This window comes from Streptomyces sp. NPDC012510 (assembly GCF_042955065.1).
Classification (GTDB): Bacteria; Actinomycetota; Actinomycetes; order Streptomycetales; family Streptomycetaceae; genus Streptomyces.
The window spans coordinates 224,942-237,117 of the sequence record NZ_JBIBEN010000004.1; the positions used below are offsets into that span (position 1 = coordinate 224,942).

A 12,176-nucleotide genomic window follows, 5' to 3' on the forward strand; every position below is an offset into this window, starting at 1 on the left:
TGGGGTACGGCCCCGCCCTCGACCTCCAGGACCGGTGTTCCGGCCCTACGAGGCTTAGAAGGGAGGCTCGTCCGAGTAGCCGCCACCGCCGCCGGAGCCTCCGCCCCAGCCGCCGCCACCGCCACCGCCCTGGTTGCCACCGGCGGGAGCGCCGCTGGCCCACGGGTCGTCAGCGGGAGCGCCGCCGCCCTGCTGACCGCCGCCGGGGCCTCCACCCCAACCGCCGCCACCCTGGCCGCCACCGCCGCCGCCTCCGCCGTAACCGCCCTGGCCACCGCGACCCGCGGTCTTGGTGACCTTGGCCGTGGCACTGCGCAGGCTGGCGCCGACTTCCTCGACGTCCAGCTCGTAGACCGTGCGCTTGACGCCCTCACGGTCCTCGTAGGACCGCTGCTTCAGCCGGCCCTGCACGATGACGCGCATGCCTCGCTGAAGCGACTCGGCGACGTTCTCCGCCGCCTGACGCCAGACCGAGCAGGTCAGGAACAGGCTCTCGCCGTCCTTCCACTCATTGGTCTGACGGTCGAAGGTGCGAGGGGTGGACGCGACACGGAACTTCGCGACCGCCGCACCGGAAGGGGTGAAGCGCAGCTCGGGGTCGTCGACAAGATTGCCGACGACCGTGATGACGGTCTCGCCTGCCATGGGGAACCTCTCGGCGGGTTTGCTGCTGGCTGCTTGTGCTGCTACTCGGATCCCGGAACCAGCTGAGCGGAAGAGCTCAGTGGGTCTCGGGACGGAGGACCTTGGTCCGGAGGACCGACTCGTTCAGGTTCATCTGGCGGTCGAGCTCCTTGACGACCGCAGGCTCGGCCTGCAGGTCGATGACCGAGTAGATGCCCTCAGGCTTCTTCTTGATCTCGTACGAGAGACGACGACGGCCCCAGGTGTCGACCTTCTCGACCTTCCCGTTGCCCTCACGGACGACGGAGAGGAAGTTCTCGATCAGAGGGGCGACAGCGCGCTCCTCCAGATCGGGGTCGAGGATGACCATCACCTCGTAGTGACGCATGTAGAACCCACCTCCTTTGGACTCAGCGGCCACGGTCGTTCCGTGGCAGGAGGGTTGTGATGCGTACGCAACGGTATCGGCCACCAGTGACAATCGGGGTTCCCGCTGAGGGGCCCTGTCATGGCCTGGGCAGACACCAGTGCAGACGGCAAAGACTACCCGCACACCCGCTTCCGGTTGAAATCCGGTCCTGGTGACCGTCAGTCTGTACACATCGGGTGTGTATGGCGCTACGATGCGCCGCCTTCCGCAGGAGGTGCCCTATGGCACAGACATTGCGACCCAACATCTCCGGCTCTCTGCTCGCCACCGACAACAAGCCCCATCCTGTGCAGGACACGCTGCTGGCCGTGACGCTTGTGCTCGGCGCCGTCTCCTTCATCGCGGGGATGTTCCACCATCTGCACCTGCTCAGTTCCTGGACGGGCTTGGTGGGGATCCTGACCGGCGCGTACGGGCAGTTCATCTCGGAGACGACCCGTGAACGCTTCGGTCTGATCGTGGGTCTCGGTGCCGCAGCCGTAGGCTTCTTCCTCGGCATGGCCCACGGAGGCCTGTTCGGCGGTCTGCTCGGCTGACTCCGTACCCCCGGCCGCATGGACGGCGGACCGTGCCCCTCGCCGTCCACTGCCTCACATCGGACCAAACGGCCGAATAACACCACCTGAAGTCCTGACCCTGTACCGGCAGGGCTCCAGGTTCCATACGGCCATTCGGGGCGCCCGCAGGGCGCAGTAGGCTTCGGCGCGAGAGCCGGAGCCCCTGTACCCATGGGGACACACCAGCCCGAGGAGCGCCCCGAATGAGCCTGACCCTGAGGACGATCAGCCGAGAGCAGCATCTGGCGTACATCCAGAGCCTGCCCGCGGCTAGCCACATGCAGGTCCCGGCCTGGGCCGACGTCAAGGGCGAGTGGCGCTCCGAGAACCTCGGGTGGTTCGACGACAAGACCGGCGAGATGGTCGGTGCCGGCCTGGTGCTGTACCGCCAGCTGCCCAAGATCAAGCGTTATCTCGCCTACCTGCCCGAGGGCCCGGTCATCAACTGGTTCGCGCCGAACCTCACCGACTGGCTGGAGCCGATGCTCGCGCATCTGAAGCACCAGGGCGCCTTCTCGGTGAAGATGGGTCCGCCGGTGATCATCCGGCGCTGGGAGGCCACCTCCATCAAGGCCGGCATCCAGAACCCGGACGTGAAGCGACTGCGCGACATCGAGGCCGACTTCATCGAGCCGCGCGCCTTCGAAGTGGCCGACAAGTTGCGCCGCATGGGCTGGCAGCAGGGCGAGGACGGCGGGGCCGGCTTCGGTGACGTACAGCCCCGCTACGTCTACCAGGTGCCGCTCGCCAACCGCTCCCTGGAAGAGGTGCACAAAAACTTCAACCAGCTGTGGCGGCGCAACATCAAGAAGGCCGAGAAAGCCGGCGTCGAGGTCGTCCAGGGCGGCTACCACGACCTGGAGGAGTGGCAGCGGCTGTATGAGATCACGGCCGTGCGCGACCGCTTCCGGCCGCGCCCTCTGTCGTACTTCCAGCGCATGTGGACGGCCCTCAACACCGAGGATCCCAACCGCATGCGGCTCTACTTCGCTCGGCACAACGGCGTGAACCTGTCCGCCGCGACGATGCTGGTCGTGGGCGGGCACGTCTGGTACTCGTACGGCGCCTCGGACAACATCGGCCGTGAGGTCCGGCCCTCGAACGCGATGCAGTGGCGCATGCTGCGCGACGCCTACGCCCTCGGCGCAACGGTCTACGACCTGCGTGGCATCTCCGACTCGCTGGACGAGACGGACCACCTCTTCGGCCTGATCCAGTTCAAGGTGGGCACGGGCGGCCAGGCCGCCGAATACCTCGGTGAGTGGGACTTCCCGCTGAACAAACTGCTTCACAAGGCGCTCGACATCTACATGTCGCGCCGCTGACGCCCCCGTTTTTGCTTCCATACCTCTGATACACCGCAGCCACCAGAAAGGTTCCGGGACCGGCCATGGCGCTCACGCTCTACATCGACACCGCGCGCTGGCGGGCACACCACAAGCACGTTCAGGAGCAGTTCCCGGGACTCGTCCCCGTCTGCAAGGGCAACGGCTACGGCTTCGGGCACGAGAAGCTGGCGGAAGAGGCCACGCGCCTCGGGTCGGACGTCCTCGCTGTCGGCACCACGTACGAGGCCGCCCGGATCAAGGACTGGTTCAGCGGCGACCTGCTGGTGCTGACGCCCTACCGACGCGCCGAAGAGCCCGTACCCCTGCCCGACCGCGTCATCCGCTCCGTGTCGTCGGTCGACGGCGTGTACGGCCTCGTGGGCGCCCGAGTCGTCATCGAGGTCATGTCCTCGATGAAGCGGCACGGCGTGAGCGAGCAGGAGCTCCCGCAACTCCACGCGGCCATAGAGAACGTGCGCCTGGAAGGCTTCGCCATCCATCTGCCGCTGGACCGCACCGACGGCTCCGACGCCGTCGAGGAGGTCATCGGCTGGATGGACCGTCTGCGCGCGGCCCGCCTCCCCCTGCACACCATGTTCGTCAGCCACCTCAAGGCGGAGGAACTCGTCCGCCTCCAGCAGCAGTTCCCGCAGACCCGCTTCCGGGCCCGCATCGGCACCCGGCTGTGGCTGGGCGACCATGAGGCGACCCAGTACCGGGGGGCCGTGCTGGACGTGACACGCGTCGCCAAGGGCGACCGCTTCGGGTACCGACAGCAGAAGGCGGCCTCGGACGGCTTCCTGGTGGTCGTGGCGGGCGGTACGTCGCACGGAGTGGGTCTGGAGGCCCCGAAGGCGATGCACGGCGTCATGCCGCGCGCCAAGGGCGTCGCCCGAGCGGGTCTTGCGACGGTCAACCGGAACCTTTCTCCGTTCGTCTGGGGCGGCAAGCAGCGGTGGTTCGCCGAGCCGCCGCACATGCAGGTGTCGATCCTCTTCGTGCCGTCGGACTCGCCGGAGCCGAAGGTGGGTGAGGAGCTGGTGGCCCATCTGCGGCACACCACCACGCAGTTCGACCGGATAGTCGACCGCTGAGGCCACCGCCGCTTTTCGGACGCGAATAGGCCGTACACGAGAACCTCGTGTACGGCCTATTCGCGTCTCACCCGCCCGCTCTGTTCGCTCAGGGCGAACTGTCTTCCGGGCCACGACTTCCCCACTCGACCTGTGGCCCCTCGAAGTGCATCGCGTGCCTCGGGGGGTGGGCCGCCGTCCCGTACACATGGACGTCCTCCGCACCGTCGAGCACCCCGCCGGACGGATCGTCGTCACCTGCCCGGCGCACCGGGTCCCGCTCCGGCAGGAAGATGTCGCGCACGACGACTACACACAGATAGAGGGTCCCCAACAGGTGGGCCATAACGGCGAGTTGGTATCCCTCGGCGGGCAGGCCCTTATGGGCATCACCACTGGTCGTGTACGCGAGGTACATCCAGATCCCCAGAAAGTACGCGACCTCGCACGCCTGCCAGATCAGGAAGTCCCGCCAGCGCGGCCTGGCCAGCGCGGCGAGGGGAATCAGCCAGAGAACGTACTGCGGTGAGTAGACCTTGTTGGTGAGGATGAAGGCCGCGACGATCAGGAATGCGAGTTGCGCGAAACGCGGACGGCGCGGGGCGGTCAGCGTGAGCGCGGCGATGCCTGCACAGATGAGCACCATCGCGACCATCGCGTAGGCGTTCGCCGTCTCGGGGGTGATCTGGATGTTCACCCGCTGCGAGATGACGAGGAAGAACGAGCCGAAGTCGACGCCGCGCTCCTGACTGAAGCGGTAGAACTTCGCCCAGCCGTCCGGCGCCAGAAGCATCACCGGAAGGTTCACCGCGAGCCAAGCGCCGACGGTGCCGAGCAGCGCGGTCATGTACGCGCGCCACTTACCTGCCCGCCAGCACAGGATGAAGAGCGGTCCCAGCACCAGGAACGGATAGAACTTGGCCGCCGTGGCCAGCCCGATCAGCACGCCGAAGGCGAGGGGACGTCGGCGAGACCACATCAGCATGGCGGCGGCCAGCAGGGCCACGGCCAGGAGGTCCCAGTTGATGGTGGCGGTCAGCGCGAAGGCGGGCGCCAGGGCCACCAGAAGGCCGTCCCAGGGGCGCCGGCGGTGGATCCGCGCGCAGCAGACGGCGATGACCGCCGCGCACACCATCAGCATCCCGGCGTTGACCATCCAGTACCACTGCTCTTGCTCCTGGATGGTGCCGCTGCCCGGCGTGAGCCAGGCGGCAACCTCCATAAAGACACCGGTCAGCACCGGGTACTCGAGGTACTGCATGTCGCCGGGGATTTCGTCGAAGTACGGCACGAGCCCGTCGGCGAAGCCACGGCCCTGGTAGAGATGCGGGATGTCCGAGTAGCAGGCGTGTGTGTACTGGGAGCTGGCTCCGAAGAACCAAGCACCGTCGTAGCAAGGCAGCTTCTGCACCATGCCGAGCGCGAACATGCCGATCGCCACGAGTGCGACGACTCGTACCGGCGTCCACCAGGATGCACCGAGCAGCGCACGTCGGCCGATCGGGCCGCCGATCAGCTCACTGCCGGTCGAAGCGACCTCGTCCTCCTTGGTCGGCCGCACCGGCTCCGGCTCGTCCACGCTCACTCGCGTCGTCTCTGCACTGGGCATGCCGCACATCCTGCCGTACGCACCTGGGATACACCGAGGACCACTGTGTCCCCTCTGTTGCCACGACCCATGTTTCACGTGAAACGTGCCTGAGCCGCTCTGTCCGGCTCGCTGCGACACGGGAAAGGGCCACCGCACCTCATCGGTGCGGTGGCCCTTGTTTCACGTGAAACGCTCTCTGGCGGTCGAGGAGCTACCCGTTGGGGCCTCCGAAGAGACCTCCGTTCTGATTGCCTCTCGTATCGTCCTCCGACTCCGTCGGTGTCGGGGTCACCCCTCCGTCGACACCACCGGTGTCCGTACCGCCTGTATCCGCACCGCCAGTTTCCTCGCAGGTGGGGTCGAACGGGTTACGGCAGGGCTCGCTGGGTGACGGCGAGGGAAGCGTCTCGCTCTCGGACGGGGACGGGCTCGGCTCCGGGCTCTCCTCCTCGTCGGACTGGGTCGGGGTCGGGGTCGGGGTCGGGTCCGGGTCGTCGTTGACGATCACACCGATCGGCTCGGGCTCCGGGAAGTCCTCTGCCGGTTGCCCCTTGAGCGCGTCCTCCATGTAGTCGTGCCAGATCTCGGCAGGGAACGAGGCACCGTGGATCGACTCCTTCCCACCCGTGCCGTACATCTCCAAGAACGTCCGGTTCTTGTTGGACTCGTTGTCGTCCATGCGATACATGCTGATCGCAGTCGACAACTGCGGGGTGTACCCGACGAACCAGGCCGACTTGTTGCCGTCGGTGGTACCCGTCTTACCCGCCACCTCGCGGCCCGTGAGCTGCGCCGAGGTACCGGTGCCCTCGTCCACGACGGTCTTCAGGACGTCGGTGACGTTGTCGGCGACCTCCGAGGTGAAGGCTCGCTTGGGGTTGGCGATGTCATCGTGGTCGAACGTGGTGAGGCCCTCATGTTCGACCGTCTTGACGGAGAACGGCTCGTTCTGCTTGCCGCTGGCGGCGAAGGTCGCGTACGAGCCCGCCATACGGATCGCACTGGGGTCGGAGATACCGATCGAGAAGGACGGGAAGCTGGTGCCGGCGAGGCTTCCCTTCTTCAGGCCTGCCTCGGTAGCGGCTTCCTTCACCCGTTCCAGACCGACGTCCATGCCCAACTGCACGAAGGCGGAGTTGGCCGAGACCCGCATCGCCTCACGGAGATCGATCTGGTACTTCGGCGGACTGCCGTACGACTCGTCGCCGTCGTTGGCCTGCAGCCACTCCTTGCCCTCTTCGTTGGTCCAGATGTCGCCGTTGTAGTCCCTGATCTTGAGGTTGTTCTTGCCGCTGTAGAGACTCTTCGGCGAGACGATGGTTCGTTCGTCCTGCGCCTGATCCCGACCGAGACCGGGGTCGCGCTTGCCCCAGGTCATAGCCGCCGCCAGCACGAAGGGCTTGAACGTCGAACCTACCTGCGCGCCCGTGACATCGGCGTTGTTGGTGAAGTGCTTGGTGGCGTCCTCACCACCGTAGATGGCCTCGATGGCACCTGACTTCGGGTTCACCGACGCGCCGCCGAACTGCACATGGGTGTCGGTCTTCGGGCGCAGGTCCGGCTTGATGTTCTCCTTGCGGACCTTGTTCACGGCCGCCTCGAGCTCCTTTACCTTCTTCTTGTCGAAGGTCGTGTGGATCTCGTAGCCGCCCCGTTCGAGCTGGTTCTGCGTGATGTCCGTGTTGTTGAGGATGTAGCCCTTGGCCGTGTCGACGAGATAGCCGATCTGACCGCCCAGCTGAGCGTTGGACCGAGGGCTCTGGATCTTGGGGAACTCGGTGTACTTCGCCCGCTCCGCGGCCGACAGGTGCTTGTCCTTGACCATCTCGTTGAGGATCCAGAGCCAGCGCTCGCTGGCCCGCTTGCGGTTGGCCTGCGGAGTGGCCGCCGGGTCGATCGACGTCGCGCCGGCCGGATCGAAGTACGTGGCGCCTTTGAGGACGGCGGCAAGGAAGGCGCACTGGCTCGGGTTGAGCTTGTCCGCGTCAATCCCGAAGTACGTGCGGGCGGCGGCCTGAATACCGTAGGCACCGCGTCCGTAGTACGCGGTGTTCAGGTAGCCCCGCATGATCTCTTCCTTGTCGACCGAGGTGCCCACCTTGACCGAGATGAAGAGTTCCTTGACCTTCCGTGACAGGGTCTGCGACTGGTCGTCGAGCATGGCGTTCTTCACGTACTGCTGGGTGATGGTCGAGCCCCCCTGGGTCTGACCGCCCTTGGCCATGTTGACAACGGCGCGGGCGATACCCATCGGGTCCACACCGCTGTCGGTCTCGAACGTCTTGTTCTCGGCCGAGATGACGGCGTACCGCATCGCCTTGGGAATCTTTTCGTAGGCGATGATCTGTCGGTTGACCTCACCACCGGTCGCGACCATCTGGGAGCCGTCCGACCAGTAGTAGACGTTGTTCTGCGCCGTCGCGGCCTGGGCCGGGTTGGGCACGGCCACTACCGCGTATCCGATGCCGGCCGCTGCCACCAGGCACCCGAAGAACCCGATGAACAGCCCGGTGACCTGACGCCACGAGGGAACCCAGCGCATCGCCCCGTACTGACCGGCGCGCGGATAGTCGATAAAACGCTTCTTGCCGGGCGGTGCGGCGCGCCCACGGCCACGGCCTGGCCCACGGCCCGCGGGTTCGGCCGTTCTGCGCCGACCGCCACCCGGACCGGCGCCGGTGCTTCTCTGCGCCGCCCGTCGAGCCGCGGCACGGCCCTCGTACTGGGTCTCCTCACCTCCCGAGCCATAGGTCTCGGAAAGTGACCCGGTGGCGCCCCGCGGTGCCGCGCGGCGGCCGGAGGACGCCGACTGGCCGCGTCGGCCCGCGGCACGTGCGCCTCCCTGAGGCTGCGGCGGTTTGCGACGGTGCTCGCTCATCGAACGACTACTCCTCGGGCAGGCGCACCCGTGCGCGCCTGGAAACGGCGGCTGGTTTCCGGTCCCCCCGAAGTACGGATGCGGTCGTGTGGGTATTCATCCGTACCGCACCTGGGACGACGACGTGCTCATCCGTCACTCGGCTCCCAGTGGTGTGCATGCCGCACAGACTACGCACCAACAAAACCTACTGAGCACCGAACTTCACCCCAAATCAGGCAGCTTGCTTCCCGCTAATCGGTGATGTGACCCCGTTCACCGCAACCCCACTTGTCGCATCCGTAGGGGCGTTCTATCGTTTGGATGTATCGAATCGATACATCTGCTCGGCATAAAACGTGTCACAAGGGCGAACGGGAGAGGGGAGGCGACGATGAGCCGGCGCTCCGGGATACTCGAGTTCGCCGTCCTCGGCCTGCTCCGCGAAGCCCCGATGCACGGCTATGAGCTGCGCAAACGCCTCAACACATCACTGGGTGTGTTCCGTGCTTTCAGCTACGGGACGCTCTACCCCTGCCTCAAGACGCTGGTCGCCAACGGCTGGTTGATCGAGGAAGCGGTCGGTACCCCCGGCGATGCCGCGGCTGCCCCGCTCACAGGTCGCCGCGCCAAAATCGTCTACCGGTTGACGGCAGAAGGTAAGGAACACTTCGAGGAACTGCTCTCACAGACGGGCCCCGATGCCTACGAGGACGAGCACTTCGCGGCTCGCTTCGCGTTCTTCGGGCAGACCTCCCGTGATGTGCGCATGCGCGTCCTGGAGGGTCGTCGCAGCCGTTTGGAGGAACGGCTGGAGAAGATGCGCGCCTCTCTGGCGCGCACCCGCGAGCGCCTCGACGACTACACGCTTGAGCTCCAGCGCCACGGGATGGAGTCCGTGGAGCGCGAAGTGCGCTGGCTGAACGAGCTCATCGAGAGCGAGCGGGCGGGCCGGGACCTGAAGGGCCCCGCCCATGGAGAACCCGCTCGCGACACCACAGAGGGAGCGCCGGGCGCCCTGCCCCGGCCCGGGGACACCCCTGGGCCGGATGCGCCCGGCGACACCGCCACGTGAGGTCCCTGCCAGGACCTCACTCGTACACAACAGGGAGCAACCGGAATGGGTTCGGTTCGCGTAGCCGTCGTCGGCGTGGGCAACTGCGCCGCGTCGCTGGTGCAGGGAGTCGAGTACTACAAGGACGCCGACCCGGCGTCCAGGGTCCCGGGCCTCATGCACGTGGAGTTCGGCGAGTATCACGTCCGTGACGTGAAGTTCGTCGCCGCATTCGATGTCGACGCCAAGAAGGTCGGTCTGGACCTCGCGGACGCCATCGGGGCCTCCGAGAACAACACGATCAAGATCTGTGACGTGCCGAGCACCGGTGTGACCGTGCAGCGGGGCCACACCCTCGACGGCCTCGGCAAGTACTACCGCGAGACCATCGAGGAGTCCGACGAGACCCCGGTCGACGTGGTCCAGGTCCTCAAGGACAAGCAGGTCGATGTCCTCGTCTGCTACCTGCCCGTCGGCTCCGAGGACGCGGCGAAGTTCTACGCCCAGTGCGCCATCGACGCCAAGGTCGCCTTCGTCAACGCCCTGCCGGTCTTCATCGCCGGTACCAAGGAGTGGGCGGACAAGTTCACCGAGGCGGGCGTCCCGATCGTCGGGGACGACATCAAGTCGCAGGTCGGTGCCACGATCACGCACCGTGTCATGGCCAAGCTGTTCGAGGACCGGGGCGTGATCCTGGACCGCACGATGCAGCTGAACGTCGGCGGCAACATGGACTTCAAGAACATGCTCGAGCGTGACCGCCTGGAGTCCAAGAAGATCTCCAAGACCCAGGCCGTCACCTCCCAGATCCCCGACCGGGAGCTCGGCGAGAAGAACGTCCACATCGGCCCGTCCGACTATGTCGCCTGGCTCGACGACCGCAAGTGGGCGTACGTCCGCCTCGAGGGTCGCGCGTTCGGTGACGTCCCGCTGAACCTGGAGTACAAGCTGGAGGTCTGGGACTCCCCGAACTCCGCCGGCGTCATCATCGACGCACTGCGCGCCGCGAAGATCGCCAAGGACCGAGGTATCGGCGGCCCGATCCTGTCGGCGTCCTCGTACTTCATGAAGTCCCCGCCGGTGCAGTACTTCGACGACGAGGCCCGCGAGAACATCGAGAAGTTCATCAAGGGCGAGGTCGAGCGCTGATCAGGCGTTCGTAGTGGGCTGTTGAGGGTCTCCGGGTCACCTGCCCCGGGGGCCCTCCCCGTATGTGAGGCTGTGCCCATGTCCGTCGTGCGCGACCTGCGCGTCCTGCTCCGATTCCGGGACTTTCGGCGCCTGCTGGCCGTACGACTGCTGTCGCAGGGAGCCGACGGCGTCTATCAGGTCGCGCTCGCGACATACGTCGTCTTCTCCCCCGAGAAACAGACGTCGGCAGCCGCGATCGCCTCCGCCATGGCGGTCCTGCTTCTTCCGTACTCCTTTGTCGGACCGTTCGCGGGCGTTCTGCTCGACCGCTGGCGACGCCGGCAGGTACTGCTGTACGGCAATCTGTTGCGTGCCCTGCTGGCGTCGGTGACAGCCGTCCTGATTCTGGGCGGCGTTCCTGACTGGCTCTTCTACGCCTCCGCCCTGTGCGTCACGGCGGTCAACCGCTTCGTCCTGGCCGGGCTCTCGGCCGCACTGCCCCGTGTGGTGGACACCGAGCGCCTCGTGATCGCCAACTCCCTCTCACCGACGGCTGGAACGCTCGCCGCCACCGCGGGCGGGGGACTCGCCTTCGTCGTACGGCTGGCTGCCTCGGACTCCGACGCCGTGGTGGTCCTCCTCGGATCGATCCTGTACCTGTGCGCGGCCCTAGCCTCACTGCGTATCGCCCGAGACCTGCTGGGCCCCGGCCCTCAGCCGGTCCCTCCGCGACTGGGCACAGCGCTCGTCGGCACCGCACGGGGTCTGGTTGACGGCGTACGGCATCTCGCCGAGCCTGTACGACAACCGGCGGCCTGGGCTCTGGCTTCGATGACCTTGATGCGGTTCTGCTACGGCGCTCTGACGGTCATGGTGCTCATGCTCTGCCGGTACGCCTGGTCGTCCGACAGCTCAGGATCGTCCGGCTCCGAAGATGGGCTGGCTCTCCTCGGTCTCGCCGTGGGGGTCTCTGGAGCGGGGTTCTTCACTGCGGCGGTGATGACGCCCTGGGCAGCCGGCCGCTTGGGTCCGGGCCTCTGGATCGTCACCTGTGCCACGGCCGCCGCTGTGCTGGAGCCTGCCCTCGGCCTGCCCTTCACGGAAGTGCCCCTCTTGATCGCGGCGTTCGTTCTGGGCCTTGTCACCCAGGGAGCAAAGATCGCCACGGACACTATCGTCCAGTCGTCGGTCGACGACGGCTATCGGGGACGGATCTTCTCCCTCTACGACGTCCTGTTCAACATGGCCTTCGTCGGGGCCGCCGCCGTGGCCGCCCTGATACTCCCTCCCGACGGTCGCTCAGCCGCTCTGGTCATCACCGTGGCCGTGATCTATGGGGCGACCGCAGCGACCATGGCCCGCTTCGGACTACGGAGTCGGCCCTGACGCTCGCGGCGATGTTTCACGTGAAACATCGCCGTTCAGTGCATGCGCCACCGATCTTGTCGTCTCCTGATGTAGCGAGGCGGGGGGGTTTTTTGACTTTAAAAAAGCACCCCCCACCCAAAAAACGCCACCAACCCGGGGATTC

At 66.5% G+C, this 12,176-nt stretch carries 10 protein-coding genes; 6 read left to right on the forward strand and 4 right to left on the reverse strand.

Features of this window, described 5'->3' with window-relative positions:
* Positions 1-54: 54 nt before the first annotated feature.
* Together ACFY9I_RS08840 and rpsF are read right to left on the reverse strand one after the other, a co-directional pair.
* Positions 55-645, reverse strand: coding sequence for a single-stranded DNA-binding protein (locus ACFY9I_RS08840; protein ID WP_390998530.1), 591 nt, complete (start codon positions 643-645; stop codon positions 55-57).
* 76 nt (positions 646-721) lie between these two features.
* Complete coding sequence (rpsF, locus tag ACFY9I_RS08845; protein ID WP_005482942.1) at positions 722-1,012, reverse strand: 30S ribosomal protein S6; 291 nt, start codon at positions 1,010-1,012, stop codon at positions 722-724.
* Positions 1,013-1,275: 263 nt separating this feature from the next.
* On the opposite strand from rpsF, the gene ACFY9I_RS08850 reads away from it, so the two are divergent.
* From ACFY9I_RS08850 to ACFY9I_RS08860, 3 genes are all read left to right on the forward strand, one after another.
* Positions 1,276-1,590: a hypothetical protein gene (locus ACFY9I_RS08850; protein ID WP_390998533.1), complete on the forward strand. Its 315-nt coding sequence runs from the start codon at positions 1,276-1,278 to the stop codon at positions 1,588-1,590.
* Between the two features lie 224 nt (positions 1,591-1,814).
* The gene (gene femX / locus ACFY9I_RS08855) at positions 1,815-2,936 is read left to right on the forward strand and encodes a peptidoglycan bridge formation glycyltransferase FemX (RefSeq protein ID WP_390998536.1); all 1,122 of its coding nucleotides are present in this window, start codon (positions 1,815-1,817) and stop codon (positions 2,934-2,936) included.
* Between the two features lie 65 nt (positions 2,937-3,001).
* Positions 3,002-4,033, forward strand: coding sequence for an alanine racemase (locus tag ACFY9I_RS08860; RefSeq protein ID WP_390998539.1), 1,032 nt, complete (start codon positions 3,002-3,004; stop codon positions 4,031-4,033).
* A gap of 88 nt (positions 4,034-4,121) precedes the next feature.
* Here the strand turns inward: ACFY9I_RS08860 and ACFY9I_RS08865 are convergent, their stop codons facing one another.
* Together ACFY9I_RS08865 and ACFY9I_RS08870 are read right to left on the reverse strand one after the other, a co-directional pair.
* Positions 4,122-5,621 (reverse strand): glycosyltransferase 87 family protein, encoded by a 1,500-nt coding sequence (locus tag ACFY9I_RS08865; RefSeq protein ID WP_390998542.1) that lies wholly within the window; start codon positions 5,619-5,621, stop codon positions 4,122-4,124.
* A gap of 193 nt (positions 5,622-5,814) precedes the next feature.
* On the reverse strand, positions 5,815-8,481 hold the full coding sequence (locus tag ACFY9I_RS08870; protein ID WP_390998544.1) for a transglycosylase domain-containing protein: 2,667 nt from the start codon (positions 8,479-8,481) through the stop codon (positions 5,815-5,817).
* 373 nt (positions 8,482-8,854) lie between these two features.
* Here ACFY9I_RS08870 and ACFY9I_RS08875 point away from each other — a divergent pair, with 373 nt between their 5' ends.
* From ACFY9I_RS08875 to ACFY9I_RS08885, 3 genes are all read left to right on the forward strand, one after another.
* On the forward strand, positions 8,855-9,535 hold the full coding sequence (locus ACFY9I_RS08875; protein ID WP_390998547.1) for a helix-turn-helix transcriptional regulator: 681 nt from the start codon (positions 8,855-8,857) through the stop codon (positions 9,533-9,535).
* A gap of 45 nt (positions 9,536-9,580) precedes the next feature.
* Positions 9,581-10,663: an inositol-3-phosphate synthase gene (locus tag ACFY9I_RS08880; protein WP_390998549.1), complete on the forward strand. Its 1,083-nt coding sequence runs from the start codon at positions 9,581-9,583 to the stop codon at positions 10,661-10,663.
* 78 nt (positions 10,664-10,741) lie between these two features.
* On the forward strand, positions 10,742-12,031 hold the full coding sequence (locus tag ACFY9I_RS08885) for an MFS transporter (protein ID WP_390998552.1): 1,290 nt from the start codon (positions 10,742-10,744) through the stop codon (positions 12,029-12,031).
* The last annotated feature ends 145 nt before the right edge of the window (positions 12,032-12,176 follow it).